Origin of the sequence: Kaistia hirudinis (genome assembly GCF_014196455.1) — a bacterium.
Lineage (GTDB): Bacteria > Pseudomonadota > Alphaproteobacteria > Rhizobiales > Kaistiaceae > Kaistia > Kaistia hirudinis.
This window is the reverse complement of record NZ_JACIDS010000006.1, coordinates 288,532-315,475: the sequence shown is the minus strand read 5'-3', so window position 1 is coordinate 315,475 and position 26,944 is coordinate 288,532. Positions and strand designations below refer to the sequence as shown.

Here is a 26,944-nt window from a genome sequence, read left to right as displayed (position 1 = left end):
TTTTCCTCCGCTTGACCACAGCCGGCGCGCCGATGCAAGCGGGCTCAGCGCCACATGCCACGCATACGCGCCTTGAGGTCCACAGGCGCGACCGGAGGCGTGGCGGCCGATGCGCCGGCGCTCGCCATGCGCGGCCAGGTCGTGGTCTCGAACAGGCCGGTGATCGCCTCGGGAATGAAGCGCGTTCGGCTCGCATAGAGGTGGCGATCGCCGCCCCTGCCCTGCTGGGTGACATAGAAGCGCTGTGGCACGACGAGATGGAGATCGTCCTTGGCCCGAGTCATGGCGACATAGAGCAGGCGCCGCTCCTCCTCGATCTCGGACGAGGTGCCCGTGCCGAGATCGGACGGGATGCAGCCGTCGACGACGTTGAGCACGAAGACCTGGCGCCATTCCTGCCCCTTGGCCGAATGGATGGTCGAAAGGATCAGATAGTCCTCGTCCTTGTACGGCACGCCGGACTCGTCACTGACCGCGGCCGGCGGATCGAGCGTCAGCTCGGTCAGGAATCGTTCGCGCGAGGCATAGCCGGCGGCGATCTGCTCGAGCTGCGCGAGGTCCGCCATCCGCACGGCCGCGTCCTCATGGACCTGTTCGAGATAGGGCTGATACCAGGCGCGAATGCCTTCGAGCTCGCCCGGCCAGCCGGCCGCGCGGGTTCGCATCGCGCCGAGCAGCGCGGCGAAACCCGGCCAGTCCTCGGCCGCGCGGGCCGGCGGCGTGAAGGCGGCGATTTCGGCGAGCGGATCCGCTGCGGATGCCATGGCGCCGAGCAGCCGTCCGGCCGTCGCCGGCCCGATGCCGGGCAGAAGCATGAGAACGCGGAAGCCGGCGACGCGGTCGCGCGGGTTCTCCGCCAGCCGCAACAGCGCCAGCACGTCCTTCACATGGGCCGCGTCGAGGAATTTGAGGCCGCCGAACTTGACGAAGGGAATGTTGCGGCGCGTCAGCTCGACCTCGAGCGGGCCGGAATGATGCGAGGCGCGAAAGAGGACCGACTGTTCCTTGAGCGGAACGCCGCGCTCGCGCGCCTCCAGGATCGCATCGACGATATAGAGCGCCTGGCCGGCCTCGTCGCGCACGGTGACGAGGCGGGGACGGCCGCCGGACTGGCGCTCGGTCCACAGCGTCTTGGCGAAGCGCTCGCTGGCGCGCGCGATCACCGCATTGGAGGCGGCGAGGATCGGCGCGGTCGAGCGATAATTGCGCTCCAGCGTCACCAGCGTCGCCGGCCGGGTGAAGCTCTGCGGGAAATCGAGGATGTTGCGCACGGTGGCGGCGCGGAACGAATAGATCGCCTGCGCATCGTCGCCGACAACGGTGAGGCCGGCGCCCTCGGGCTTGAGCGCAATCAGGATCGACGCCTGCAGGCGGTTGGTGTCCTGATATTCGTCGACGAGGACATGATCGAAACGGCCGGCCAGATCCGCCGCGATCTCCGCCTCGCCCATCAGCGCGGCCCAATAGAGCAGCAGATCGTCGTAATCGAGGACGTTCTGCGCCTGCTTCGTCTCGACATAGGCGGCGAAGAGCGCCGTCAGCTCGTCCTTCCACATGGCGCACCAAGGAAAGACGTCGCGCAGCGCCTCCTCGATCGGCATGGTCGCATTGACGATGCGCGAATAGATGGCGAGGCAGGTTCCCTTGGCGGGAAAGCGGCTGCTCTTCGCCGAGAGGGCGAGATCGTGGCGGACGAGATTCATCAGGTCCGCCGAATCCTCCCGATCATGGATCGTGAAGGCGGGGTCGAGCCCGATCGACGGCGCATAATCGCGCAGCAGCCGCGCGCCGATGCCGTGAAAGGTGCCGGACCAGGCGAGCGCATCGGTCATCGCCGCCGCCTTGTCGCCGAGCACATTGGCCGCAATCCGCTCGACGCGGCGCGCCATCTCGCCCGCCGCGCGGCGCGAGAAGGTCATCAGCAGGATCCGCCGCGGATCGGCGCCGTTGACGATCAGATGGGCGACGCGATGGGCGAGCGTATTCGTCTTGCCGGAGCCCGCGCCCGCGATGACGAGCAGCGGCCCGTCGCCGGGCGCCGTGATGCCGAACTCGACGGCGCGGCGCTGATCGTCATTGAGACGGGCGAGATGGGGGGCGGACATGTCCCGATCCGAGACTGGAGCGAATCGCTGCATTCCACCGAATGGAGCAGTTTCGCGTTTTGTTCGCAATCGGCGCGTCATTCACCGCGCCGATACGGAGCCTCAGGGGGAAGCCGGAATTGTCGGGCAGACGTGCATTCCCCGTTCACCCTGCGACTGCGGGCACGTTGATCTCTGCACCGCAGCATGCGACGATCCGCGCGTTTTTCCGAGCCCGGCGGCCTCCTGTCGCGTGCGGCACGCAAAGAGGATTTCATGTCGAACCCGAAGATCGTTCCGGTGATTTTGGCTGGTGGTTCCGGAACGCGGCTTTGGCCGATCTCGCGCGACAGCCTGCCCAAGCAGTTCCTGTCCCTCGGCGGGACTCGGACGTTCTACCAGCAGACGCTGCTCAGGGTTCCGGCCGCGGGCGACAGCGTGACGGCGCCGATCGTCGTCACCGGCGAGGATTTCCGCTTCTTCGCCCGTCGCCAGGCAGCCGAACTCGGCATCGACGCCACCATCGTGCTGGAGCCGGCGCGCCGCGATTCCGCCGCCGCGATCTTCACCGCCGCCCGTATCGCGGCCGAGCGCTATGGCGAGGACAGCCTGGTGCTGGCGCTCGCAGCGGACCATCTGGTCCCCGATGTCGAGCTCTTCCGTGACGCGCTCCTCGCCGCGGCCGAGGTCGCTGCCAAGGGCTACATCGTGACGTTCGGCATCAAGCCGACCGAGCCGCGCACGAGCTATGGCTATATCCGCACCGGCGAGGCGCTCGGCGTCGCCGGCGCCTCGCGCGTCGATTCCTTCGTCGAGAAGCCGGATGCGGCGACCGCGGAGCGCTATCTCGCCGAAGGCTATCTCTGGAATTCCGGCAATTTCATCTTCCCGGCATCGCTGATGCTCGCCGAGGCCGAGCGCTTCGAGCCGGCAATCCTCGAGGGCGTCGATGCGGCGATCGGCGCGGCGAAGACCGACCTCGGCTTCATCCGCCTCGACAAGAGCGCGTTCCTGACGATCCCGGCCAAGTCGATCGACTATGCCGTGCTGGAGCGGACCAAGAAGGCCGCCGTGATCGAAGGCCGCTTCGCCTGGTCGGATATCGGCTCGTGGGACGCCGTCCGCGAGCTCGGACCCGTGGCCGAGGACGGCAATGTCACGCATGGCCCGGTCTCGCTGCTCGACAGCCGCAACGCCTTCGTCCATTCGGAAGGTCCGCTCGTCACCGGCATCGGCCTCGACGACATCACCATCGTCGCCTCCGACGATGCGATCCTCGTCATGCCCTCCGATCGCAGCCAGGACGTCAAGAACCTGGTCGCCGGGCTCAAGGCCGAGAAGCGGAACGAGGCCAACGAGCACATCCGCATCCATCGGCCCTGGGGCACCTATGAGACGATCTGCCGGGGCGATCGCTTTCATGTGAAGAAGATCGTCGTCGAGCCGGGCGCGACGCTGTCGCTGCAGAAGCACCATCATCGCGCCGAGCACTGGGTTGTGGTCAAGGGCACGGCCGAGGTGACGCAGGGCGAGCGCACCTACATCGTCAACGAGAACGAGTCGACCTACCATCCGGTCGGCGAGATCCACCGCGTCGCCAACCCCGGCAAGATCCCGCTGGAGCTGATCGAGGTGCAGACGGGTTCCTATCTCGGCGAGGACGACATCGTCCGCTACGAGGACATCTACAACCGCGCCTGAGCGCGGCTGTTCGGCGTCTTTCGCGGCCGGCGGTCTCCCCGCCGGCCGTTTTCGTTTCCGGTGCTACTTCTTCTCGAGACGGGCGATCAGGCTGGACGTATCCCAGCGATTGCCGCCCATCGCCTGCACGTCGCCATAGAACTGGTCGACGAGGGCGGTGACCGGCAGCTTGGCGCCGTTGCGGCGCGCCTCGTCGAGGCAGATGCCCAAATCCTTGCGCATCCAGTCGACCGCGAAGCCGAATTCGAACTGGCCGGCGTTCATCGTCTTGTAGCGGTTTTCCATCTGCCAGGACTGGGCCGCGCCCTTCGAGATCACCTCGACCACCGCCTCGACGTCGAGCCCGGCGCGCTTGCCGAAATGCAGCGCCTCGGCGAGGCCCTGCACGACGCCGGCGATGCAGATCTGGTTCATCATCTTGGCGAGCTGGCCGGACCCGACCGGGCCGAGCAGGCGGCAGGCGCGCGCATAGCTCATGATCACCGGCTCGACCCGCGCGAACACCGACGGATCGCCGCCGCACATCACGGTGAGCACGCCGTTCTCGGCGCCGGCCTGCCCGCCGGAGACCGGCGCATCGATGAAGCCGAAGCCCTTCTCATCCGCCACGGCGGCGAGTTCGCGCGCGACATCGGCCGACGCCGTCGTGTGATCGACAAAGACCGCGCCCGCGGAAAGGCCGGCAAAGGCGCCATCCGCGCCGAGCGTCACCTGGCGCAGATCATCGTCATTGCCGACGCAGGCGAAGACGATCTCCTGCCCCAGCGCGGCCTCGCGCGGCGTCGGCGCGAGGCGTCCGCCATGCGCTTCCACCCAGCGCTCGGATTTCTCGATCGTGCGATTATAGACCGTGACCTCGTGCCCGGCCGACTTGAGATGCCGCGCCATGGGATTGCCCATCACGCCGAGCCCGAGAAACGCCACCTTCGCCATACGATCCGCTCCTTCGCTGCCGGTCCGTCCGCCGGGCTGCCTGTCGTCGAGGCAGTAGCGCCGGAACCGGCTGCGGGCAAGCAGACATGGGGGCGAAGCCTTGCCGGGGGATCGAATTCCGTCCCGCCGCGTTGACCCCTTCAGACAGCCTCAACTGACGTGAAGGAGGGCATGATGAGCTTCGTCGATGTTCCGACCACGACCGTGGTCGAAGGCGATACAGATCCCGCGCTGGCGGATCGCGTCATGGCGGGCCGCCTGCAGGGCGTCTCGGCGCTGCAGGCACTGCGCGAGGCGCGCGCTCTCTCGACCACCACGCTCGCCCGCCTCTCGGGCGTTGCGCATGACGAGATCGTCGCGGCCGAAAGCGGCAAGCCGATCGGCGTGGTCGAGCGCCAGGCGCTCGCCGCCGCGCTCGACGTGCCGGCCGACATGATCAAGGCGTAGGCCGCACCATGCAGGGGGTCCTCGCCTATCGCGTGCTGATCCGTCCGCGGGAGACGGACGGCCTCTTCGTCGCGACATTCCCGGATATTCCGGATCTGCTCTGCGAAGGCGATGACCCCGACCGGGTCCGCATGGACGCATCGTCCAAGCTCGGTGCGGCGCTGCGTGCGTTTCTCTCCAGTGGCAAGCAACTGCCGCCGGCGAGCGCGGGCGACGGGGACATGATCTCCGTCCCGCATGACGTTCTGGCCAAGCTCGCGGTCGTCGCCGCTTTCGCCGCCTCGGATCTGCCGACCAGCGATCTCGCGCGCCGCATGGGCCTCCCCGAGGGCGAGGTGCGCAAGATCCTCGACCCGAAGCAGGAGACGGATATCGGCATGCTCGCCGCCGCCCTCGGCGCGATCGGCGAGCAATTGAGCGAACAGGCCGACGACGCCTGACGCGGCTTACGGGCTGTGCCAGTGGTGCCGCGGCGTGCGCAGCCCGGACCAAGCGGCGTTGATCTCGGCGCCGACGAGCACGACCAGCGCCGTGAACCAGAGCCAGAGCAGGAAGACGACGGCGCCGCCGAGCGAGCCATAGGTGACGTCGTACACGGCAAAGCGCGTCACATAGAACGAGAACAGCGAACAGCCCGGCAGCCAGATCAGCGTTGCCGCGATCGCGCCGGGCAGCATGCGGCGCGCGCGGCGCCAGGGGCCGCCGGGCTTGCGATGCGGCACGAAGAAATAGATCGTCGAGATCGACGCGAACGCGATCAACGCCAGGATGGGCCAGCGCACCAAGAGCACCGCCGTCGCGCCGGCATGGCGCACATCGAGCAGCGACAGCGCCACCGGCAGCGCAGCAATGGCCGTGAGGGCCAGCACCGCGAAGACGACGGCGCCGAGCGTCAGCGCGATGGAGATTCCGATCGAGACGAAGATGTTGCGGTCGTCCTTCACCTCATAGGCGAAGTTAACGCCGCTCATCAGCGCGGCGATGCCGGCGCGCGAGCTCCACAGCGCGATGGCGAGGCCAACCAGCAGGCCCGTATTGAGCTTGGCGGGCCCCTTGTTCGCCAGCGAGGTCAGCATGTCCAGCACGATGGGCCGCGCTTCCTCCGGCAGGACGGAAGCGATCTGTCCGGCGCGCCGCGGCACGTCGGACACGTCGAACAGCATGCCATAGACCGAGATGAAGATGGCGAGCGCCGGGAAGACGGCCAGAAAGCCGTAGAAGGCGACGCCCGCCGCGATCAGCGCGTCGTCATGCGCAATGAAGCGCTTGACGACCGTCGAGACCAGCTTCCAGGCCGTCATGTGCGGCGGCCTGCTGCTAGAGGTCTTCGGCTCGGCCCGCATCGGCGCCGCGGCATCGCCCGTGATATCGGGCGCCGACGCGCTGAGGCTCGCATCGTTCATACGTCACCCCGATCGACCGTGGCGGCCAACCCTTCCTGTCCACGTCAGACCTGATAGCCGGGTCACGGGGGCACGGGCAAGCCCGCCGATACGTCGGCAGGACGGCAAAGGGCGCTCAGCGGCGCCGCGCCAGCGCCCAGCCGGCGAAGGAAGCGGCCAGGGCCGCAGCCGATACGACAGCGAGGAGGGTGAGACCCGGCCGCGCCTGAACCTCGCGCGCGACGATCGCGCCATAGCGGCGGGCGCTCCGCTCCTGTTCGGCAAGGCGCGCCTCAGCGGCCTCGGCCAGATCGTGGAAGATGTTGCGCGAAGCACCGGCGGCGCTCCGCACCGCATCGGACCCTTCCGCCGCCATCTTGTGGGCGGCGTCGCGCGCATGGCCGGACGCCGCGCTGACCGCTTCCGTCACGTCGCCGGCGACCGTCTCGAACGTTGCTCTGCGAACCATGGTCCGTATCTCCCGTTGTTGGTCAAGACCAACGCGCGAGATGCGGGAGGGTTGCCCTCAGGATTCGCGCAGCAGGCGCATGCCCTCGTCGGTCAGCGTGTAGCCGGCGACGCGGGTCTTCACGAGGCCGAGCTCGATCAGGCGCTGGACCGCCTTGCCGTTCAAGCCGACATAGGGGCCGGGGCGCGAGACACGGATCAGCATCTTGAGCTCGAGCGGGGCGAGATCGGCCTTGGTGGTGGCAGGCGTGGCGTCGGTCATGATGTGTTCCTTCCGAGCATTGCTCTTAGCGAACCGCGCACCTTGGCGAGCGACGCGCCGCCGTCAAGCGAAAAGCGCCGCGCCGCGTCGGCGTCAGACGGCCGTTTCCATGAGCCCGCGCTTCTCGAGCAGGGCCGAAGGATCGGGATCGCGGCCGCGAAACGCCCGATACGCCTCATCCGGCCGCCGCCGGTTGCCGGCCGCATAGACGAAATCGCGCAGCCGGCGGGCCGTCTCAGGATCGAAGATATCGCCGGCCTCCTCGAAGGCGCGGAACCCGTCGGCGTCCAGCGTCTCCGACCAGAGATAGCTGTAATAGGCCGAGGAATAGCCGTCGCCGGCGAAGACATGCTGGAAATGCGGCGTGCGGTGGCGCATCGCCATGGCCCGCGGCATGCCGATATCGTTCAGCACCTTCTTCTCGAACGCGACCGCATCGAGATTGCCGCCGTCCGGCAGCAGATGCATCTCGAGATCCACCAGCGCCGAGGCGACATATTCGACCGTGGCGAATCCCTGGTTGAAGGTACGGCTCGCCTTGAGCCGCTCCAGCAATTCCGCCGGGATCGGCTCGCCGGTGCGATAATGCACGGCGAATTTCCGCAGGATCTCCGGCCGGTCGAACCAGTGCTCGTAGAGCTGCGAGGGGAATTCGACGAAATCGCGCGCGACATTGGTGCCGGCGAGCAGCGGATAGGTCACGTTCGAGAGCAGGCCGTGCAGGCCGTGGCCGAACTCGTGGAACAAGGTCCGCGCATCGTCGAAGGAGAGCAGCGTCGGCTCGCCCGCGCCGCCCTTGGCGAAATTCATGACGTTGACGATGATCGGCCGTACCTCGGCCGAGAGCTTTTCCTGCGAGCGATAGCTGCTCATCCAGGCACCGCTGCGCTTGGAGGGCCGCGCGAAATAATCGCCGAGGAAGATGCCGGTCAGCGCGCCATCGGCGTCGCGGACCTCGAAGACCCGCACGTCGGGATGATAGACGGGGATATCGAAGCGCTCGGTGAAGGTGATGCCGAAGAGGCGCGTTGCGGTATCGAAGGCGGCCTCGATCACCTTGTCCAGCTGCAGGTAGGGCTTGAGGCGGCTCTCATCCAGATCGAACTCGGCCTTGCGCCGCTTCTCGGAATAGAAGCGCCAGTCCCAGGATTCGATCTCGATCGCCGCGCCTTCGGCATCGGCCAGCGCCTGCAGCGCCTCGCGCTCGACCACCGCGCGTTCGCGGGCCGGCTTCCAGACCGAATTCAGCAGTCCCATCGCGGCCTCCGGCGTCTTCGCCATCGAATCGTCGAGGCGGAAATGCGCGAAGGTCGGATAGCCGAGCAGGCGCGCCTGTTCGGCGCGGAGCGCGATCGTCTCGGCGATGATGCCGCGATTGTCGGTCTTGCCCGCCTCGCCACGCGCCGCCCAGGCGCGGAACGCCTGCTCGCGGAGGTCCCGCCGCGCGGAGAACTGAAGGAAGGGCTCAATCGACGAGCGCGAGAGCGTGATGACATATTTGCCGGGAAGCTCGCGATCGTTCGCCGCCTGTGCCGCCGCCGCGACGAGGAAATCGGGCAGTCCGGCGAGGTCGTCGCCGCCGTCCAGCACCAGCATCCAGCCCTTTTCGTCGGCGAGCACGTTCTGGCCAAAATTGGTACCGAGGCTCGCAAGCCGCTCCGAAATCGCGGCGATGCGCTCCTTGACCTCCGCCGGCCGGCCGGCGCCGGAGCGGATGAAGGCGGTGTGATAGCGCTCCAGCACACGCTTCTGCTCATCCGTCAGGTCGGCCGGGGCAGCCTTGGCGATGGCGTCGATCCGGGCGAACAGCGCGTCGTTCAGGTAGATCGCGCTGTAGTGACGCGAGAACTTCGGCGCGATCTCCGTCTCGATCGCGTCGAGCTCGTCATTGGTATGCGCGCCGGTCAGGTTGAAGAAGACCGAGGCGATGCGGTCGAGCGCGTGTCCGGACCGCTCGAAGGCGTCGATCGTGTTCGAAAAGCTCGGCGGCTCGGGATTTTCCGCGATTGCGGCGATCTCGCGAACATGCGCGGCGAGCGCGGCCTCGAAGGCCGGCCGGTAATGCGCGGTCTCGATCGCGGCAAAGGGCGGCACGCCGAAGGGCGTCGTCCAGGAATCGAGCAGCGGATTGGCGGCGGTCATGCAAGGGTCTCCGGGCGGGCGTCGCCTTCAGATGGCGCGAAGGGGCGAGCCATGCAAGGACAATGAGCGACCAGCCGCTTATCGGACGGCCCGTTCGCCTCTATAGGAGAACGCCACCCGCAGCCGATTCGAGCCCATCATGACTTCATCCGCAGCCAAGCCGCGCGTCCTCGTTATCGGCGACGTCATGACCGACGTCATCGTCCGCCCGGAAGGGCCGATCGTGCTCGGTTCCGACCGTCGCGCCAAGATCGAGCTGCACCCCGGCGGCTCCGCCTCGAACCAGGCCGCCTGGTTCGCCCATTTCGGCCTCCCCGTCGCGCTCTCGGCCCGCGTCGGCCAGGACGACGTCGCGCATCAGGAGGGGCAGCTTCGCGCGGCCGGCGTGACGCCCCTGCTCTCGGGCGACGCGACGCGCGTCACCGGCATGCTGATCAACATCATCGCGCCGAATGGCGAGCGCTCCTTCCTGACCGACCGCGGCGCCAATGAGAACCTTTCCGCCAGCGACCTGCCGCTCTCGCTGCTCGCCGGCCTCGACCTCGTCCATGTCTCCGGCTACGCGCTGTTCGCGCCGGGACCTCGCGCCGCCGTGATGTCGTTCATGGCCGTCGCCCGCTCGCGCGGAATCACCGTCACCGTGGATCCCGGCTCGGTCGGCTTCCTCGAGGAGGTCGGCCCGGACAATTTCCTCGGCTGGACGCGCGACGCCGCCGTCCTCTTCCCCAATGCCGACGAGGCCGCGTGCCTCTCGGGCCGCAGCGACCCGACCGCGCAGATCCACTTCCTTGTCCAGCGCTACGGCCTGGTCGTCGTCAAACGCGGCGCGGAAGGGGCGGAGGCGGCGACGCCGGCCGTACGGCTCCGTGCGGCCGCGCCCGCGGTCGAGGCGATCGATACGACCGGCGCGGGCGATGCGTTCCTCGCCGCCTTCCTCACGGCACGCCTCGAGAATGCGGCGATCGATGTGTGCCTCAAGCGCGGCGTCGAGGCCGGCGCGGACGCGACGACCCGCTTAGGCGGGCGGCCCGGCAAAGGCTGAAGCAGGCTCTCAGTCCCGGAACAGCGTGCGCACCTTGGCGGCGCGCCTTTGCGCCTTGCGCGTCTTCAGCATCATCTTCACGAAGCGGCGCGCCTTCTGGAACAGGTTGGTCTCGCCATCGGCCTCGCGCGCATCGAGCCATTTGGCGATGGTGAGCGCCTCGGCCGTATGGGAGAAGATCTGGCGCACGAAGCGGGCGATGACCGGATCGTTGAAATCGACCCGGACCGTCTCGGACGGCCTCGTCTCGATCTTGGCGAGCCACAGGTTCATATAGACCGCGGCATCCTTGATCTTGCGCTCGCTGGCCGGCTCGAACGGCCCGCCGAGATAGGCGTCGAGGCCCTTGAGAAATTCGTCGGCCCGCGGGCGGCTGGCGCGCCAGCGCGTCGCATGGGCGATCGCCGCACGCACGGCCTTTTCGCGCAGCGCCTTGTACTCGACCTTGTTCCAGCGCGCGGGGTGGATCTCGTGCAGCAGGAAGGGCGCGGCGACGAACTCGACCTCGCGATGCAGCGAGGCGACCACCGGGATCAGCGCATCCCAATAGGGCGTGCCGAGCTGGAAGGCGCCGACATCGGGATCGGCCGCGATTTCCGCGAGCGCGCCGGCCGAGAAGAAGACGCCGTCAATGCCGCGATTATACGAGCCGATCACGCTCGACGCCTCCGACGAGACGTCGAGGCGCCGGGCGAGCAGCACCTTGCCGGGCTGCGCGGCGATCACCGCGGCGACGTCGGAAGCCAGCATGAAGATATCGGCATTCACGATCGCGCCCGGCGCATCGCCGAAGAAAGCGAGAAGCTGCTCGAAATTGGGGCCGTATTTGTTCGGATAGACGCCGCCCGGCGGGACCTCGACGATCTCGACGCTCGGATAGCCCTTGATCCCGGCCGCCTCGCCCTGGCGGTTGATCGAGACGACGCGAAAGCCGTTCGCCTCGAAGGAGGCGACCGCATCGGCAATGCTGAGCCCGACGCGTGCCAGCTGGCGCGCCTCGTCGCTACCGCCGAAGCGCGGCGGTATCGACGTCACGAGAACTAGGCGGCCGCCGTCTGGATCGCTCGTCATATCTTGCCCCAGAACGCGGGCCGCGCCCGCGCTTGTCTCCTCAGGCCCGCGCCGCAGCGCCGGCGACAATGGTGTCGAAATAGAGCTTCAGGAAGCGCTCGGCGTCGCCGTCGATGCAGATCGCATGGTCGGGACGGTTGCTCCAGGCGTTCGGCCGGAACTTGCGCGTGTTGGGCTGCTGGATCGTCTGGCCGATCGCGATGCCCTCGGTGACGACCCGGATCGGCCCGCCGCGCGTCGTGAACAGCGTGGGATCGAGCAGATAGGCGACGGCCGAGGAATCATGCACCGGAATGCCCTCGAGCCCGGTCGTGGTGCGATAGAAGGTCTCGTAGAAGCGCGAAATATCCCAGATGAACTGGCCGGCGCGGCCGGACGCGTCGCGCAGCGCTTCGAGATAGGCGGTGGTCATCACCGCTTCCTGCGTGACGTCAAGGCCGACGACGACGATCGGCCAGGCGGCGGCGAAGATCTCGTCCGCGGCATGGGGATCGCCGATGATGTTCGCCTCGGCGACCGGCGTCACATTGCCGGAATGGCCCTTGAAGCCGAAGGCGCCGCCCATGATCACGATCTCGCGGACCAGCGGCACGATGCCCGGATCCTGACGCAGCGCCAGCGCCAGATTGGTCATCCGGCCGACGGCGACGATCGTGATCTCCCCGGGATTGTCGCGCACGGTCTTGATGATGAACTCATGCGCCGGGAGGTCGTGGACGCGCGATTGGATCACGTCGGGAAGCGGAATGTCGCCGAGGCCGTTCTCGCCATGGACATAGGTCGGCGGAACCGTCGGCTCCAGCACCAGCGGGCGGCCGGCGCCCTGCGCCACCGGCGCGGCAATGGCGAAATAATCCTTCAGGAACAGCGCATTGCGCGTCGTGGTCTCGATGGTGTGGTTGCCGAGCACTGTGGTGATGCCGACGAGATCGACATCGGGCGAATATTCGAGGAAGAGCAGCGCCATGGCATCGTCGACGCCGGGATCCGTATCGTAGATGACTTTCTTGGGTGCCATGGAGACCTGCTTCGACATGCCTGTTCCGCGAGGACGCCGCATGAGCGGCGCAAGGGCAATGGGCTAACCCGCCCGGCCCGGAACCGCAACCCATAGACGCTCTAAAGGAAGCTCTGCGGGTCGATATCGACCTGCACGCGGACATTGCCGCGCGGCGGCGGCGCGGCGGCGAGCCAGCTGCGCAGGAAATCCTGCAGGTCGAAGCCGCGCGGCGCCCGCACCAGCAGGCGGAAGCGGTGGCGGCCGCGCAGGACCGCAAGCGGCGCCTCGGACGGGCCGAGCACCATGGCCGGCCCCTCCTCGGGCGCGGCCCGGCGGAGCACCATCGCATAGGCCTGCGCGCTCGCCCGCTCGGCCGCCGAGATGACGATGCCCGCCAGACGGCCGAAGGGCGGCAGGCCGGCCGTGCGCCGCGCCTCGATCTCGCGGGCATAGAAGGCTTCGCGATCGCCCGATGCGATGGCCGCGATCACCGGATGGTCCGGCGCATAGGTCTGCAGCAACGCCTGGCTGTCGCCGCCGGCTCGGCCCGCGCGGCCGGTGACCTGCGCGAGCAGTTGGAAAGTGCGCTCCGCCGCGCGTGGATCGCCCTGGGCGAGGCCGAGATCGGCATCGACGACGCCGACCAGCGCCAGCAGCGGGAAATTATGGCCCTTGGCGACGAGTTGCGTGCCGATGACGATGTCGGTCCCGCCACTGCGGATCGTCTCGAGTTCGGCTCGCATCTTCGGAACGCCGCCGAGCATGTCGCTCGACAGAACCGTGCAGCGCGCCTCGGGGAAGCGCTGCGCCACCTCCTCGGCAATGCGCTCGACGCCGGGTCCGCAGGCGACGAGGCTGTCCTCGGTGCCGCAGGCGGGGCAGCGCTCGGGCCGCGCTTCATGATGGCCGCAATGATGGCAGACGAGCTGGCCGCGGTAGCGGTGCTCGACCAGCCAGGAGGAGCAGTTCGGGCACTGGAAGCGGTGGCCGCAATGGCGACAGAGCGTGAGCGGCGCATAGCCGCGACGGTTCAGGAACAGGAGCGACTGCGATTTCGCCGCCAGCGTCGCCTCCATCGCCTGCACCAGCACGGGCGAGAGGAAGAAGCCGCGCTCCGGAGGATGGACCCGCATGTCGACGGCCCGGATCTCCGGCAGCTTCGCCGCGGCGAAGCGGGATGTGAGCTCGATCCGCCGATAGCGCCCCTGATCGGCGTTGACGCGGCTTTCGATGGACGGCGTCGCCGAGGAGAGGATGACGGGGAAGCTGCCGAGATGGCCGCGCACCACGGCCATGTCGCGGGCATTGTAGGTAACGCCCTCCTCCTGCTTGTAGGCGCTGTCATGTTCCTCGTCGACGATGACAAGGCCGAGCTCCGGAAACGGCAGGAACAGCGCCGAGCGCGCGCCGACCACGGCCTTCACCGTGCCGGCGGCAACCGCGCGCCAGGTGCGCTCGCGCTGGCGCGGCGGCACTTCGGAATGCCATTCGGCCGGCCGCTCGCCGAACCGGCGCGCGAAGCGGTCGAGGAAATCCGTGGTCAGCGCGATTTCGGGCAGGAGGATCAGGGCCTGCCGACCGCGGCGCAGCGTCTCGGCGACGGCCTCGAAATAGACTTCGGTCTTGCCCGAGCCGGTGATGCCGTCGATCAGCGTCACGCCGAAAAGGCCGGCATCGGCGATGCGCCGCATCTCGGCCGCCGCCTCGCTCTGGCCGTCGTCGAAGCGCGGCGGCGCATGGTCCGGATCGGGCGGCAGGGCGACGGGGGTCGGCGGCAGATGCACGAGCGTGAGGCTGCCCTGCTCCACGAGGCCGGAGACGACGCCCGGCGAAACGCCCGCCGCCGCCGCCAGCGCCGCCCGCGACCAGGGCGCGCCATCGCCGGCCTGCTCCAGCACGCGGCGGCGCGCATCGGTCATCCGCTCCGGCGGCTTGCCGGAGAGCATGACGGCCTCGATGTCGTGCTCCGCCTCCAGCGCGCCGGGCGCGCGCAGCACCATGCGCAAGACCATGCCGCGCGGCGTCAGCGTATAATTCGCCACCCAGTCCACGAATTTGCGGATCGTCGGATCGAGCGGCGGCGCGTCATAGCGATGCGCCACGGGCCGCAGGCGATTATGGCCGACCGAGCCGTCCGGCACGTCGTCCCACACCGCGCCGATGATCTCGCGCGGGCCGAGCGGCACGCGCACGATATCGCCCGGCGAAAGGGTCACGCCGTTCGGCACGCGATAGGTATAGGGCCCGTCCACCGCCAGCGGCAGCAGCACGGATACGGTCGGGACGCCGTCCAAGGCTCCGGTCCCCTTGCTGGAAGGGCGCACCATGGCCTCCCCCCCGGCGAAAGAAAAGGGCGGGCGCGGCGGGCCAGCGTTCTTAAGGAATTCGCCGGACCTGTCGTGCTATCGTTGGGCGAATCAGACCATTCCCGCGAAATCGCCGCATTCGTCGGTCACTCGCTCGGAAAGGGTCGGATGCCCCGGCCGCCATAGTCAGGAAACGCAGGACGAGCATGGCGAGACCGCTCACGCGCCGCGACCGCATCGAGCCGGTGCTGGACAGGCCCCGCGAGCGCTCGGAGGACGATCTCGACATCGGCCTCAGCGAGGACGACCGGCCGGGTGGCGCTTCGCGTCGCGGAAGGCGCGCACGGGCCGACCGCAGCGCGGAGGTCGAGGACGCCGAGTTCTACGACATCGAGGACGACGAGCCGCGCCGGCGCGAACGGCGGAAGCCCAAGGCGAAGGACAGGGCGAAGGCCGAGCGGCGCAGGCGATCGAGTTCCGCGACGCCGTTTTCGCTCTTCCGCCTTTTCCGCCGCACGGTGAAATGGGGCATCATCCTCGCCGTCTGGGGCTCCGTCGCGCTGGTCGGCGCGCTCGCCTATTATGCCAGCCAGATGCCGTCCTCGGCCGACTGGTCGGTGCTGCCGAAGCGCCCGCCCAACATCAAGATCCTCGCCAATGACGGCACGCTCATCGCCAATCGCGGCGATACGGGCGGCGAGTTCGTGCGCATCGAGGAGCTGCCGCCCTATCTGCCCGAGGCGGTGGTGGCGATCGAGGACCGGCGCTTCTATTCGCATTTCGGCGTCGATCCGGTCGGCCTCGTCCGCGCCTTCTACACCAATGCACGCGCCGGCGGCGTCGTACAGGGCGGCTCCACGCTGACGCAGCAGCTCGCCAAGAACCTCTTCCTGAAGCCGGAGCGCACCTTCGAGCGCAAGCTGCAGGAAGCGATGATGGCCGTCTGGCTCGAGGCGAAATATTCCAAGCAGCAGATCCTCGAGGCCTATCTGAACCGCGTCTATCTCGGCGCCGGCGCCTATGGCGTCGACGCCGCCGCGCGGCGCTATTTCGGCAAGTCGGCCCGCGACGTGACCCTCAAGGAGGCAGCGGTCCTGGCGGCGCTGCTGAAGGCGCCGTCGCGCTATGCACCGACCAATGATCCCGACGCGGCCGACGCCCGCGCCAAGCTGGTGCTGGAAGCCATGCAGGAGCAGGGCTTCATCACGGCCGAGCAGGAGAAGCAGGCGATCGCCGCGCCCGTCGTGGCGCAGGCCGAGGGCGAAGGCGGCAGCGGGCGCTATATCGCCGACTGGGTCGCCGATCTCGTGCCGGACGTCGTCGGCGCGCTCGACCAGGATGTCATCGTCCAGACGACGATCGATTCGCATCTCCAGGACGCGGCGGGGCGGGCGATCACCGAGAGCCTCGACAAGAGCGGCAAGACCTATGGCGTCAGCCAGGGCTCGCTGGTCGCGATCGACGGCACAGGCGCGGTGCGCGCCATGGTCGGCGGGCGCGATTACCAGAAGAGCCAGTTCAACCGCGCGGTCGAGGCGAAGCGCCAGCCGGGCTCGGCCTTCAAGCCCTTCGTCTACCTGACCGCGCTCGAATTCGGCATGACGCCCGACACGGTGCGCGTCGATCAGCCGACCCGGATCGGCAAATGGGAGCCGAAGAACTACGAGAAGACCTATCGCGGTCCCGTCACGCTGCAGACGGCACTGGCGCTTTCGATCAACACGATCGCCGCCCAGCTCGCCAACGAGGTCGGGCCGGATGCCGTCGTCGCGACAGCGCACCGCCTCGGCATCACCTCGCAATTGCAGCCCAATCCCTCGATCGCGCTCGGCACCTCCGAGGTCAGCCTGCTCGAGCTCACCGATGCCTATGTGCCCTTCGCCAATGGCGGCTTCGCGGTGCCGCCCCATGTCATCGACGCGGTGAAGAGCATGGACGGCCAGGTGCTCTATCAGCGGCCCGAATATCGCGCGACGCAGGTCATCGACCCGACCAATGTCGGCATGATGAACACCATGCTCTCCGACACGCTCTCGCGCGGCACCGGCCGCAAGGCGGCGATCGCCGGCTGGCCGGCCGCCGGCAAGACAGGCACCACCAATGATTCCCGCGACGCCTGGTTCGTCGGCTATACCGCCAACCTGACGGCCGGCGTCTGGCTCGGCAATGACGATTTCAAGCCGACCAAGCGCATGACGGGCGGCAGCCTGCCGGCGCAGATCTGGAACCGCTTCATGACGGAGGCGCATCAGGGCGTCGCGGTCGCGCAGCTTCCGGGAGATTATTCCTTCCTGAGCGCCAGCCACGACCAGACCTATGGCGGCCAGCAGGCGAGCCAGGACGGGCTGACCGAGGCGCCGGCGCCGGGCGCGGGCGGTCTCATGAGCCCCGATGCGCAGACGACCGGCAGCACGAGGCCGGCCTATGATCCCGAGGCGGGCGACTATGGCAGCGCCGCCGTCCAGAACGATCCGGAATATCGCGCCAACGGCTCGCCGCCGATCCATCGCGAATCGATCTTCGGCGGCGACCAGCAGACGGGGCCGGTTCCGCCGGCTTCAGTGGGCGATGCCGGCCAGGACGGCTATTATGCGCCGCCGCAGCATCAGGGCGGCTTCCTCCGCCGCCTCTTCGGCGGCTGACGCCTTCGCCAGAGGCCTGACGGTGGACTTTCGGCGCGCGGCGTGACTTTCTGCGCCGGTCCGCCGATTCCGTCGCCGCCTATCCGGAGCCGCCCTTGGCCGAAAAGTCCAATCTGGCCGAAAAGCCCAGCCTCTATGTCGAGCTCGGGATCGAGCAGAGCGCCAGCGCCGCTGAGATCGACAAGGCCTATCGCCAGCGCGCGCGCAAGGCGCATCCCGATACCGGCGGCAGCTCAGAGGCCTTTCACGCGCTGTCGCATGCCCATGCCGTGCTGTCCGATCCCGAGCGCCGCAAGGCCTATGACGAGACCGGCTATGAGGGCGAGCTGATCTCCGAGAACATCGCCGCCCGCGCCATGGAGCGGATCCACGAGCTCGTCGCCTCCGTGCTCGACAGCGAGCTGCCCTTCGAGGGTGTCGACCTGGTCGCCGCGATCCGCGACACGCTGGTGAAGCAGAAGGCGGAGATCGCCAGCGGCGTGAAGAAGCTCGAGCGCCAGGCGAAGCGCGCCGAAGCGCTCGCCACGCGCTTCAAGAAGGGATCCGGCGACAATTTCATCCGTGGCCTGCTCGAGCGCCGCGCCGCCGACACGCGCCAGAACGCCGAGAAGACACGCCAGGAAGAGGCCGTCTTTGCCAAGGCGATCGAGCTTCTGGCCGATTATTCCTTCGACCATGAAAAGCCGGCGCCGCGGACGGCCGAGACATTCGCCCGCCGCCCGGCGCCTTCCCCGAACGCCGACCGGCCCGCCGCCGGATCTCAGGCGAAATAGGCGCGGATGAAATCCCGCTCGATCGCCAGATTGGCGATCTCGTCCGGATCGCTGCCTTCATAGATCAAGGTGTAGGGTCCGCGGAAGCCGGCTGCTGTCGCGGCGGCCAGGCAGGCCGCATAGTCCTCCGTATCGAGCGCGCCGACAGAAAAATCTCCCTTTGCATGACAGCAGACGGCAAGGCCGAAGATCGCTTCGAGATCCTCATATTTGCCCGGCCCCGACCAATTGCCGAAATCACCGTTCAGCCCGACCGCGCCGTCCAGCCGATCGAACAGGCCGTGCACGTCGGCGGGATTGGAAAGAAGATCAAACCAGTTCTCGGTGACGATCCGCACACCGAGCGCCTCACCCTGTCGCGCCAGACGCCTCAGTCCGGCGGCGCTGCGGTCCAGCGCCTCCGCGGAAGGCAGCGCCTTGCCGGCGATCACGCGCGCCTGCTCGGCACCGAGTTCGGCGGCCGTCTCGATCCACCGGCCGATCCAGGCGAGATCGCGCTCGGCGGTGGCCGGATCGGTGATGTCGCCATATTCGACCAGCAGCGTCTGGAGCGCGACGCCGCCCGCCGCGAACGCGGCGCGCAGTTCGGCCAGATAGCCGGGATCGCGGCTCGCAATATGAAACGAGCAGATTTCGGCGCGATCGATCCCGAGCTTCCGCACGACATCGGGCATGCCGAACAGAGAGATCCGGCCGTTCCCATCGGTCGGCTGCGGCGCGGGCATCGCGACATCGGCGTCAGGCCGGTTAGGAAAGGTGAGGCCAAGCGCCCGGTGCAGGCTCCAGCTCGAAACGGCGAGGGGCGGCGAAAGGGCCGTCATCGGCTTTCTCTCGGACGGAGGTGGGCGGCTGCCCCCGCAAGACGGATCATGGCTCGGCGGCCTCAGGGGCTCGGCGATATTGAGCGAGACCCGCCTGGAGCACAATGAGCCACGTTGACTCTTTCCTCATCCGGAGTCGTTATAGAACAAATCATGAACATGAATGAGAACGAAGGACGTGTGACGAGGATGGGTTTGGAGGCGGCGACCCTTTCCGCATTGCGGCAGCGCATTGCGGCGATCGAGGCGGCGGGCGAGGTTGCGCGGCCATCCGCCGCGCGCCTCGTCGCGGTCGATCGCGGCGATGTGGATGCGCAGCTCGGCGGCGGGCTTGCCTGCGGCGCGATGCATGAATTCTACCCCGCCGCCGCCGGTGACCAGGCCGCGGCGGACGGCTTCGCCGCGCTGCTCGCCTTCGCCTGCGCGCCGCCCGGGATGCCGGTCGTCTGGATCCGCCAGGAGCAGGCGATGCGCGAAGGCGGCGAACTCCACGCCGACGGCCTCGCCGCGCTCGGCATCGATCCGGCGCGCCTCGTGCTCGTCCGCCTGCGGCACGCAGTCTCGGTGCTGCGCGCGGGGATCGAGGTGGCGCGCTCGACCGCGGTCGGCGCGGCGCTGATCGAGCCCTGGGGCTCGCCCAAGGAACTCGACCTGACCACGCAGCGCCGCCTCGTGCTGGCCGCGGAGGCCTCCGGCGTCACGCTCTTTCTCCTGCGCCCCGCCGCAGAGCCCGCGCCCGGCAGCGCCGAGACGCGCTGGACGGTGCGCGCCGCCCCGGCCCGCGCGCTGGCCATGAACGCGCCGGGCCACCCCACTTTCGACCTGACGCTGCTGCGCCATCGCCACGGGCCGTCCGGTGGTCCCTGGCGCCTCGAATGGAGCCGCGATGAAAGCCGCTTCAACCCCGCGCCGCTTTGGCGCGATCCGCTTTCCCTTCCTCGCTTCCGACCGGCTGCGCCGCCTGCCGCGGGCGCCGTTCCGCGATCTGCCGGCCACGACGCCGCTCCTGATCGTCGAGAAGGTCAAGGGCGCGATGCGCATCGCCGCGCCGGATCCGGCGGCGCTTGAATGTGGCCTCACGCCGGGGCTGGCGCTTGCCGAAGCCCGGGCCCGCATCGCCGATCCCGCCATCGCCGATTTCGACAGCGCGGCCGATGACCAATTGATGGAGCGTCTGGCGGATGGCTGCGACCGCTATACGCCGCTAGTCGCCCGGCGGGGCGGGAATGAACTCGTTCTCGATCTGACGGGCGTCGCCGCGCTCTTCGGGGGCGAGAAGGCGCTTCTGCGCGATGCGCTTGGCCGCCTCGCCCGGGCCGGCTTCACCGCCCATGGCGCGATCGCCGGAGCGAGCGAGACGGCCCGCGCCCTCGCCCGTACCGGGCAGCCGCGCATCGTGGCGCCGGGCGACGAGACGGCTTCCGTGCGCGACCTCCCCGTCGCGGCGCTGGAACTGGAACCCCACGAGATCCTCGCGCTCACCCGCGCCGGGCTCAAGACGATCGCCGATCTGCTGGAAAGGCCGCGCGCGCCGCTCGCCGCCCGCTTCGGATCGCAGATCGTGACCCGGCTGGACCAGCTCACCGCCGCGGCCGAGCACCCGATCTCGCCCCGCCGGCCCGTCGCCGCACTGCTCGTCGAGCGGATCTTCTTCGAGCCCATCGTGCGCACGGAGGACATCGCCGCGACGCTGCGCTTCCTCGCGGAGGATCTCGGCTGGCGGCTTGAGGCGCGCGGCGAAGGCGGGCGCGGCTTCGAGGCGTCCTTCTACCGCGTCGACGGCGCCGTCCGTCGCATCGCCGTCGCGACCACGCGGCCGAGCCGCGATCCGCGCGCGCTCATGCGCCTCTTCGCCGAACGGCTCGATGCCCTGTCCGATCCGCTCGATGCCGGCTTCGGCTTCGACCTCGTGCGGCTCGGCGCCTATCGCACGGAGGCGATCGCCGCCGTGCAGCGCGATCTCGACGGCACGGACGAGGATGAAGGCGCCCTCTTCGAGCTGATCGACCAGCTCGGCGCGCGCTTCGGAACCGCGCCGATCCTGCGTTTCCTGCGCGACGACACCCATATGCCCGAGCGACGCTCCCGCCTCGTACCGGCCATCCGCTTCGCCGACGGCGCGCCGTCCAAGGCCGAGGACGCAGCGGGCGAGCCGCCGCTGCCAGGCGAACCGCCGCTGCGTCCCCTGACGCTGCTCGACCCGCCCGAGCCCGTCGAGGCGCTCGCCGAGGTGCCGGACGGACCGCCCTTCCAGTTCCGCTGGCGCCGCGCGCTGCACCGCATCGCCCATGCGGAAGGGCCGGAGCGAATCGCGCCGGAATGGTGGCGGATGGCGCATGACCCGAGGGCCGAGAACGCCGCCGCGACGACGCGCGACTATTACCGCGTCGAGGACGAGACCGGCCGCCGCTTCTGGCTCTATCGCGAAGGCCTCTATGAAAGCGCGAACACCCAGCCGCGCTGGTACATGCACGGGCTGTTCGCATGAGCGCGCCCTATGCCGAGCTCGCCGCGATCAGCAATTTCTCCTTCCTGGAGGGCGGGTCGCATGCGCGCGAACTGGTGGAGACCGCGGCGGCGCTCGGGCTGGCCGGGATCGGGATCGCCGACCGCAACACCTTCGCGGGCATCGTGCGGGCGCATGATGCCTGGTGCTCGGAAGAAAACGGCATAAGGCAGAGCGGCTTTCGCCTCGTCGTCGGGGTGCGCCTCGTCTTTGCCGACGGCACGCCCGATATCATCGCCTATCCGACCGACCGGCCGGCCTATAGCCGCCTCTCCCACCTCTTGAGCCTCGGCAAGAAGCGGACGATCAAGGGCGAATGCGAGCTCCTCTTCGCGGATCTCGCTCTGGCGCAGGAAGGCTCGCTCTTCGTCCTGATGCCGCCGCAGGGCCCGCTCGACGGCGCGGCGGCGGCGCTCGACCGGCTCGCCGCCCTGGCGCCGGGACGGGTCTGGCTCGCCGCCGCCATGCACCGGCGCGGCGATGACCGCCGCCGTCTCGCCGCGCTTGCAAGCCTTGCCGAACGCGCCGGGGTGCCGCTCATTGCCGTCGGCGACGTGCTCTACCACGCCCCCGAACGGCGGGCGCTGCAGGATGTGCTCACCTGCATCCGCGAGAAGACCACGATCGAAAAGGTCGGGCGGCGGCTGGAGGCGAATGCCGAGCGGCACCTGAAGAAGCCTGCCGAGATGGCGCGTCTCTTTCGCGATCACCCTGAAGCGCTCGACGAGACGACGCGCCTTCTGGCGCGCATCACCTTCACGCTCGACGAGATCGCCTATGAATATCCGCGCGAGCCGGTGCCGCCCAGCCTGACGCCGCAGCAGCATCTCGAAGCGCTCACCTGGAAGGGCGCGGCGGAGCGCTATCCCGGCGGCATCCCGCAGCAGGTGCGGGAAACCCTGGCGATGGAACTGGATCTCATCCAACGCTGCGATTACCCGGCCTATTTCATCACCGTGCACGACATCGTCGCCTATGCGCGCGAGATCGGCATTCTCTGCCAGGGCCGCGGATCGGCCGCCAATTCCGCCGTCTGCTATTGCCTCGGCGTGACGGCCGTCGACCCGGTCCGGCATCAGCTGCTGTTCGACCGCTTCCTGTCGCCCGAGCGCAAGGAGCCGCCCGATATCGACGTCGATTTCGAGCATGAGCGGCGCGAGGAGGTGATCCAGTACATCTATCGCCGCTATGGAAGGCTGCGCGCCTCGATCTGCGCGACGGTCATCTCCTATCGCTCCAAGGCGGCGATCCGCGAGGTCGGCAAGGCGCTCGGCCTGTCCGAGGACGTGATCCTGGCGCTGGGCGGCACCATCTGGGGCGGCGGCTGGGGCTCGGGGATCCAGGAGAAATTCGTGGCCGAGGCGGGGCTCGACCCGGCCAATCCGATGATCCGCCGCGCCATCGACCTCGCCATGGAACTGCGCGGCTTTCCGCGTCATCTCTCGCAGCATGTCGGCGGCTTCGTGCTGACGCGCGCGCTCCTCGGCGATCTCGTGCCGACCGGCCCGGCGGCGATGGAGGGCCGATCCTTCATCGAGTGGGACAAGGACGACATCGACGTGGTCAAGATGATGAAGGTCGATATTCTCGGCCTCGGCATGCTGACCTGCATCCGCAAGGCCTTCGACCTGATCGAGGGTGCGGGCGGCGGCCATTACGAGCTCCACACCGTGCCGGCCGAGGATCCCGTCGTCTACGACATGCTCTGCAAGGGCGATTCGATCGGCGTCTTCCAGGTCGAGAGCCGCGCGCAGATGAACATGCTGCCGCGCATGAAGCCGCGGAAGTTCTACGACCTCGTCATCCAGGTCGCGATCGTCCGGCCCGGTCCGATCCAGGGCAATATGGTGCATCCCTATCTGAAGCGCCGCGCGGGAATCGAAGCCGCGAATTATCCCGCGCCCGCGCCCGAGCACGGCCACCCGGACGAACTGAAAGAGGTGCTGGAACGCACGCTCGGCGTACCGATCTTTCAGGAGCAGGCGATGAAGCTCGCCATGGTGGCGGCGAAGTTCACCGGCGACGAGGCGAATGGCCTGCGCAAGGCGATGGCCACCTTCCGTCACAATGGCACGATCCACAAATACAAGGAGAAGATGGTCGGCCGCATGATCGCGCGTGGCTATGAGCCGGCCTTTGCGGAAAACTGCTTCTCGCAGATCGAGGGCTTCGGCGAATATGGCTTTCCCGAAAGCCATGCCGCCAGCTTCGCCAAGCTCGTCTACATCTCGGCCTGGATCAAATGCCACCACCCAGCCGCCTTCGCGGCGGCACTGCTCAATTCGCAGCCCATGGGTTTCTATGCACCGGCGCAGATCGTGCGCGATGCGGCCGAGCATGACGTCCCGATCCGCCCCGTCGATATCGGCTCCAGCCATTGGGACAACGCCCTGGAGCCGACGGCGGACGGCCTCGCGCTGCGCCTCGGCTTTCGCCAGATCGACGGCTTTCGCGAGGATTGGGCGGAACGTATCGCGGCGGCGCGCGGCGTGGGTTTCGTCGATCTCGAAACGCTGGTGCGCCGTACGGGGCTGGAGCGGCGCGCCTATGAGAAGCTCGCCGATGCCGACGCCTTCCGCTCGCTCGGCCTCGACCGGCGTCAGGCGCTGTGGGCGGTGCGGCGGCTGCCGGATTCACGCCTCCTGCCGCTCTTCGCCGCCGCGGATGCCGCGGAACTCGCCGAGGAGAGCGATGCGCCGCTGCCCGCCATGCCGCTTTCCGAGCATGTCGTTGCGGATTACCAGACGCTGCGCCTCTCGCTGAAGGCGCATCCCATGTCGTTTCTGCGCGCGCGGATGGCGCGGGAGGGGATTCTCAGCGCGGCCGAGACGACGGCGCTGCGCGACGGCGCGCGGGCGCGCAGCGCCGGCGTCGTGCTGGTGCGCCAGCGGCCCGGCAAGGGCAATGTCGTGTTCATGACGCTCGAGGACGAGACCGGTATCGTCAATGTCGTGATCTGGACACGGATGTTCGAAGAATATCGCCGCCAGATCCTCGGCTCGCGCCTGCTGCTGGTCGAGGGCCGTATCCAGAAGAGCACGGAAGGCATCATCCATCTGGTGGCCGGCCACCTCGTCGACCGCACCGACGACCTCCGGCACCTCTCCGAGGCCGACAAGCCGAAGCTCACCCTCTCCCGCGCGGACGAGTTCGTGCATCCGCAATATCCGCGCGGAACGAAGCGCCCGCATGGCGGTGCCCATCCACGCGACGTGCGGATCATCCCGAAATCGCGGGATTTTCACTGAGGCACTGCAGCCGCCATCGAGACGGCTGGCACTGACAACTCCTTGAATAGTCTGGATGATTCAGCACGCACCGGCGTCCCGCCCAAGCAAAGACGCGCCAGCGCCCTCAGGATTCGAGGTCGTAGACCAGAATGCCCTCGATGCCACCTTCGGCCGCCGCGACGATCTTGGCGCCGACCTTGGCGTGCTCCTCGTCGGCGAGATAGCGGTCGCGCGCCTCGGCCGTGCGGAACGTCACGATGAAGCCTTCCGAGAAGCCCTTGTCGAGGCCTTCCGGGCTCGAATTGGCGCCGATGACGATGCTGGCCAGCCCGGGAATGCGCGGTTTCAGGGCCTGCAGGCCCTTGTAGATATCATCGCGCATGGCGTCCGTCGCATCCTTGCGATAGCGGATGAAGACGCAGTGGCTGATCATTGGCGTTCCTACCCTTTTCCTCAGGCGACTCGCGGCCGCGCTTCTTCGACAGGCGCAATGCTAACCCGCGGCAGAGGAATTGCGCCACGGATAAGATCAGCCGCCTTCTCTCCAATCATGATCGTGGGCGCATTGGTGTTGGACGAATTGACCTGCGGCATGATCGAGGAATCGGCGACGCGGAGCCCTTCAATCCCCCGGACTTTGAGCTGCGGATCGACGACGGCATGCTCGTCGACGCCCATCTTGCAGGTGCCGGCGGGGTGATGATCGGTCTTGGCATGGCGGCAGCCATAGTCGAACAATTCCTGGTCCGTCCTAACGCCGTCCCCCGGCAGCCGTTCCGCCAGGATGAAGGGCGCTAACGCCTTCTGCCGGAAGATCTCGCGCGCCAGCTTCAACCCCTTGATCGACATCTCGCGATCATAGGGATCCTCCCAATAGTTCGGGTCGATCAGCGGCGCCGCGGCGGGATCGGCCGAACCGAGGCGCACGGTGCCGCGCGAGCGGGGGCGGAGGAACGCGGAGTTCAGCGTGACGCCGGCATTCCGGAGCTTCGCGACGCCCGCCTCGATGCCGGAGCCGAGGCCGAGATGGAACTGGATGTCGGGCGAGCGCGCCTCGGGATCGGCATACCAGAAGCCACCGGTCTCGAAGAGCGAGGAGGCGACAGGCCCTTGTTTGAACAGGAGATATTGGATCCCGGCATAGGCCGAGCGATACCACTTGGCATAGGAATCATAGGTATCGTCGCCGGTGCATTCGCAGATCGCGAAGAGGTCGAGATGATCCTGCAGATTGCCGCCGACGCCCGGCAGGTCATGCACCACATCGACGCCGACCGCGCGCAGATGATCCGCCGGGCCGATGCCGGACAGCATCAAGAGGCGCGGCGAACCGATAGCGCCCGAGGAGACGATCACCTCGCTATTCGCCGAAATCCTTGATTTGACGCCGTTTTCCGCAATCTCGACGCCGACCGCCCGCCCCTTCTCGACGAGGATGCGCAGAACCTGGACGCCGGTGCGCACGGTGAGATTGGCGCGACCCGCGGCGGGCTTCAGATAGCCGGTGGCGGCGGAGGACCGGCGGGCATGCTTCTGCGACAATTGATAGAAGCCGACGCCGGCCTGATGGGCGCCGTTGAAGTCGTAATTGTAGGGGATGCCCATCTCCTGCGCCGCCCGCATATAGGCATCGCAAATGGGCAGCGGGGCGACCGGCATGGAGACGCCGATCGGGCCGCCCGAGGCGTGGAAATCATCGCTAAAGCGTTGATTGTCCTCAGCTCGCTTGAAATAGGGCAGGACCTCTTCATAGGACCAGCCGCGACAGCCGGCCTGCGCCCACTCGTCATAGTCGAGCCGGTTGCCGCGCGTATAGAGCTGGGCGTTGATCGTCGAGCCGCCGCCGATGACCTTGGCCTGCGTATAGCGCAGGACGCGGTCCTTCATGTGGCGCTGGGGCACGGTCGACCAGCCCCAGGAGCCTATGCCCTTGGTCATCTTCGCGAATCCCGCCGGCCAGTGATAGAGCGGGTTGTTGTCGCGCGGGCCTGCCTCGAGCAGCACGACCTTGACCGCGGGATCCTCGGAGAGGCGCGCCGCGATGGCGCAGCCGGCCGGGCCGCCACCGACGATGATGTAATCCGTCATCTCAAACCTCCCGGGCGCTTTCGCCCGCAAGCCGCCATTGGCGAAA

Annotated in this window: 21 protein-coding genes; 9 read left to right on the top strand and 12 right to left on the bottom strand. The window is 68.2% G+C overall.

Annotation, left to right across the window (positions count from 1 at the left end; genetic code table 11):
- Positions 1 to 44 precede the first annotated feature (44 nt).
- Positions 45 to 2,105, bottom strand: a complete 2,061-nt coding sequence (locus GGR25_RS23000; RefSeq protein ID WP_183401221.1) for an ATP-dependent helicase — start codon at positions 2,103 to 2,105, stop codon at positions 45 to 47.
- Between the two features lie 255 nt (positions 2,106 to 2,360).
- Between GGR25_RS23000 and GGR25_RS22995 the strand changes: the two genes are divergently transcribed.
- Positions 2,361 to 3,785 carry a mannose-1-phosphate guanylyltransferase/mannose-6-phosphate isomerase gene (locus GGR25_RS22995; protein WP_183401220.1) on the top strand — a complete coding sequence of 475 codons (1,425 nt, stop codon included), beginning with the start codon at positions 2,361 to 2,363 and terminating at the stop codon, positions 3,783 to 3,785.
- Positions 3,786 to 3,848: 63 nt separating this feature from the next.
- Here GGR25_RS22995 and GGR25_RS22990 read toward each other — a convergent pair whose 3' ends face one another.
- A complete protein-coding gene (locus GGR25_RS22990) occupies positions 3,849 to 4,718 on the bottom strand; it encodes an NAD(P)-dependent oxidoreductase (RefSeq protein ID WP_183401219.1) in 870 nt (289 codons plus the stop codon).
- 174 nt (positions 4,719 to 4,892) lie between these two features.
- On the opposite strand from GGR25_RS22990, the gene GGR25_RS22985 reads away from it, so the two are divergent.
- Entirely contained in the window at positions 4,893 to 5,165 is a 273-nt protein-coding gene (locus tag GGR25_RS22985; protein WP_210300068.1) for a helix-turn-helix domain-containing protein, read from the top strand.
- An 8-nt stretch (positions 5,166 to 5,173) separates the two neighbouring features.
- Positions 5,174 to 5,605 carry a type II toxin-antitoxin system HicB family antitoxin gene (locus GGR25_RS22980; RefSeq protein ID WP_183401217.1) on the top strand — a complete coding sequence of 144 codons (432 nt, stop codon included), beginning with the start codon at positions 5,174 to 5,176 and terminating at the stop codon, positions 5,603 to 5,605.
- Positions 5,606 to 5,611: 6 nt separating this feature from the next.
- Here the strand turns inward: GGR25_RS22980 and GGR25_RS22975 are convergent, their stop codons facing one another.
- The 4 genes from GGR25_RS22975 to GGR25_RS22960 form a co-directional block, all read right to left on the bottom strand.
- Positions 5,612 to 6,568: a YihY/virulence factor BrkB family protein gene (locus tag GGR25_RS22975; protein WP_183401216.1), complete on the bottom strand. Its 957-nt coding sequence runs from the start codon at positions 6,566 to 6,568 to the stop codon at positions 5,612 to 5,614.
- 115 nt (positions 6,569 to 6,683) lie between these two features.
- Positions 6,684 to 7,016: a hypothetical protein gene (locus tag GGR25_RS22970; RefSeq protein WP_183401215.1), complete on the bottom strand. Its 333-nt coding sequence runs from the start codon at positions 7,014 to 7,016 to the stop codon at positions 6,684 to 6,686.
- Positions 7,017 to 7,073: 57 nt separating this feature from the next.
- Positions 7,074 to 7,277, bottom strand: a complete 204-nt coding sequence (locus tag GGR25_RS22965) for a hypothetical protein (protein WP_183401214.1) — start codon at positions 7,275 to 7,277, stop codon at positions 7,074 to 7,076.
- Between the two features lie 93 nt (positions 7,278 to 7,370).
- Positions 7,371 to 9,419, bottom strand: coding sequence for a M3 family metallopeptidase (locus GGR25_RS22960; RefSeq protein ID WP_183401213.1), 2,049 nt, complete (start codon positions 9,417 to 9,419; stop codon positions 7,371 to 7,373).
- A 139-nt stretch (positions 9,420 to 9,558) separates the two neighbouring features.
- Between GGR25_RS22960 and GGR25_RS22955 the strand changes: the two genes are divergently transcribed.
- Positions 9,559 to 10,461: a carbohydrate kinase family protein gene (locus GGR25_RS22955; RefSeq protein ID WP_183401212.1), complete on the top strand. Its 903-nt coding sequence runs from the start codon at positions 9,559 to 9,561 to the stop codon at positions 10,459 to 10,461.
- Positions 10,462 to 10,470: 9 nt separating this feature from the next.
- On the opposite strand, the gene GGR25_RS22950 is transcribed toward GGR25_RS22955, so the two are convergent.
- From GGR25_RS22950 to GGR25_RS22940, 3 genes are all read right to left on the bottom strand, one after another.
- A complete protein-coding gene (locus GGR25_RS22950; RefSeq protein WP_183401211.1) occupies positions 10,471 to 11,532 on the bottom strand; it encodes a hypothetical protein in 1,062 nt (353 codons plus the stop codon).
- A gap of 40 nt (positions 11,533 to 11,572) precedes the next feature.
- A complete protein-coding gene (locus GGR25_RS22945) occupies positions 11,573 to 12,550 on the bottom strand; it encodes a nucleoside hydrolase (protein WP_183401210.1) in 978 nt (325 codons plus the stop codon).
- Positions 12,551 to 12,651: 101 nt separating this feature from the next.
- Positions 12,652 to 14,859 (bottom strand): primosomal protein N', encoded by a 2,208-nt coding sequence (locus GGR25_RS22940; protein WP_183401209.1) that lies wholly within the window; start codon positions 14,857 to 14,859, stop codon positions 12,652 to 12,654.
- Positions 14,860 to 15,044: 185 nt separating this feature from the next.
- Between GGR25_RS22940 and GGR25_RS22935 the strand changes: the two genes are divergently transcribed.
- Both GGR25_RS22935 and GGR25_RS22930 read left to right on the top strand, forming a co-directional pair.
- Positions 15,045 to 17,480, top strand: coding sequence for a transglycosylase domain-containing protein (locus GGR25_RS22935; protein WP_183401208.1), 2,436 nt, complete (start codon positions 15,045 to 15,047; stop codon positions 17,478 to 17,480).
- Positions 17,481 to 17,575: 95 nt separating this feature from the next.
- Positions 17,576 to 18,253, top strand: coding sequence for a DnaJ domain-containing protein (locus tag GGR25_RS22930; RefSeq protein ID WP_183401207.1), 678 nt, complete (start codon positions 17,576 to 17,578; stop codon positions 18,251 to 18,253).
- Here GGR25_RS22930 and GGR25_RS22925 read toward each other — a convergent pair.
- Positions 18,241 to 19,074 (bottom strand): sugar phosphate isomerase/epimerase family protein, encoded by an 834-nt coding sequence (locus GGR25_RS22925; RefSeq protein WP_183401206.1) that lies wholly within the window; start codon positions 19,072 to 19,074, stop codon positions 18,241 to 18,243. The two genes, GGR25_RS22930 and GGR25_RS22925, sit on opposite strands and share 13 nt — an antisense overlap.
- 189 nt (positions 19,075 to 19,263) lie before the next feature.
- On the opposite strand from GGR25_RS22925, the gene GGR25_RS24585 reads away from it, so the two are divergent.
- The 3 genes from GGR25_RS24585 to GGR25_RS22915 are packed head-to-tail and all read left to right on the top strand — an operon-like array spanning position 19,264 to position 24,828.
- Positions 19,264 to 20,142, top strand: coding sequence for an ImuA family protein (locus tag GGR25_RS24585; protein ID WP_246410250.1), 879 nt, complete (start codon positions 19,264 to 19,266; stop codon positions 20,140 to 20,142).
- Positions 20,108 to 21,562 carry a Y-family DNA polymerase gene (locus GGR25_RS22920; protein ID WP_246410249.1) on the top strand — a complete coding sequence of 485 codons (1,455 nt, stop codon included), beginning with the start codon at positions 20,108 to 20,110 and terminating at the stop codon, positions 21,560 to 21,562. The genes GGR25_RS24585 and GGR25_RS22920 overlap by 35 nt, the downstream gene beginning before the upstream one ends.
- Entirely contained in the window at positions 21,559 to 24,828 is a 3,270-nt protein-coding gene (locus tag GGR25_RS22915; protein WP_183401204.1) for an error-prone DNA polymerase, read from the top strand. Before GGR25_RS22920 ends, GGR25_RS22915 begins: the two co-directional genes overlap by 4 nt.
- A 106-nt stretch (positions 24,829 to 24,934) precedes the next feature.
- Here GGR25_RS22915 and GGR25_RS22910 read toward each other — a convergent pair whose 3' ends face one another.
- On the bottom strand, positions 24,935 to 25,243 hold the full coding sequence (locus tag GGR25_RS22910; RefSeq protein ID WP_183401203.1) for a Dabb family protein: 309 nt from the start codon (positions 25,241 to 25,243) through the stop codon (positions 24,935 to 24,937).
- A gap of 20 nt (positions 25,244 to 25,263) precedes the next feature.
- On the bottom strand, positions 25,264 to 26,898 hold the full coding sequence (locus GGR25_RS22905) for a GMC family oxidoreductase (RefSeq protein WP_183401202.1): 1,635 nt from the start codon (positions 26,896 to 26,898) through the stop codon (positions 25,264 to 25,266).
- Positions 26,899 to 26,944 lie beyond the last annotated feature (46 nt).

Bases quoted from the DNA above. Each gene is read 5' to 3' on its own strand.
- GGR25_RS22970 (WP_183401215.1), bottom strand. From the start codon at position 7,016: ATGGTTCGCAGAGCAACGTTCGAGACGGTCGCCGGCGACGTGACGGAA.
- GGR25_RS22940 (WP_183401209.1), bottom strand. From the start codon at position 14,859: ATGGTGCGCCCTTCCAGCAAGGGGACCGGAGCCTTGGACGGCGTCCCG.
- GGR25_RS22915 (WP_183401204.1), top strand. From the start codon at position 21,559: ATGAGCGCGCCCTATGCCGAGCTCGCCGCGATCAGCAATTTCTCCTTC.
- GGR25_RS22980 (WP_183401217.1), top strand. From the start codon at position 5,174: ATGCAGGGGGTCCTCGCCTATCGCGTGCTGATCCGTCCGCGGGAGACG.
- GGR25_RS22950 (WP_183401211.1), bottom strand. From the start codon at position 11,532: ATGACGAGCGATCCAGACGGCGGCCGCCTAGTTCTCGTGACGTCGATA.
- GGR25_RS22990 (WP_183401219.1), bottom strand. From the start codon at position 4,718: ATGGCGAAGGTGGCGTTTCTCGGGCTCGGCGTGATGGGCAATCCCATG.
- GGR25_RS22910 (WP_183401203.1), bottom strand. From the start codon at position 25,243: ATGATCAGCCACTGCGTCTTCATCCGCTATCGCAAGGATGCGACGGAC.
- GGR25_RS22905 (WP_183401202.1), bottom strand. From the start codon at position 26,898: ATGACGGATTACATCATCGTCGGTGGCGGCCCGGCCGGCTGCGCCATC.
- GGR25_RS22985 (WP_210300068.1), top strand. From the start codon at position 4,893: ATGAGCTTCGTCGATGTTCCGACCACGACCGTGGTCGAAGGCGATACA.
- GGR25_RS22960 (WP_183401213.1), bottom strand. From the start codon at position 9,419: ATGACCGCCGCCAATCCGCTGCTCGATTCCTGGACGACGCCCTTCGGC.
- GGR25_RS23000 (WP_183401221.1), bottom strand. From the start codon at position 2,105: ATGTCCGCCCCCCATCTCGCCCGTCTCAATGACGATCAGCGCCGCGCC.
- GGR25_RS24585 (WP_246410250.1), top strand. From the start codon at position 19,264: ATGGGTTTGGAGGCGGCGACCCTTTCCGCATTGCGGCAGCGCATTGCG.
- GGR25_RS22975 (WP_183401216.1), bottom strand. From the start codon at position 6,568: ATGAACGATGCGAGCCTCAGCGCGTCGGCGCCCGATATCACGGGCGAT.
- GGR25_RS22965 (WP_183401214.1), bottom strand. From the start codon at position 7,277: ATGACCGACGCCACGCCTGCCACCACCAAGGCCGATCTCGCCCCGCTC.
- GGR25_RS22920 (WP_246410249.1), top strand. From the start codon at position 20,108: ATGCGCATCGCCGCGCCGGATCCGGCGGCGCTTGAATGTGGCCTCACG.
- GGR25_RS22995 (WP_183401220.1), top strand. From the start codon at position 2,361: ATGTCGAACCCGAAGATCGTTCCGGTGATTTTGGCTGGTGGTTCCGGA.
- GGR25_RS22955 (WP_183401212.1), top strand. From the start codon at position 9,559: ATGACTTCATCCGCAGCCAAGCCGCGCGTCCTCGTTATCGGCGACGTC.
- GGR25_RS22945 (WP_183401210.1), bottom strand. From the start codon at position 12,550: ATGGCACCCAAGAAAGTCATCTACGATACGGATCCCGGCGTCGACGAT.
- GGR25_RS22925 (WP_183401206.1), bottom strand. From the start codon at position 19,074: ATGACGGCCCTTTCGCCGCCCCTCGCCGTTTCGAGCTGGAGCCTGCAC.
- GGR25_RS22935 (WP_183401208.1), top strand. From the start codon at position 15,045: ATGGCGAGACCGCTCACGCGCCGCGACCGCATCGAGCCGGTGCTGGAC.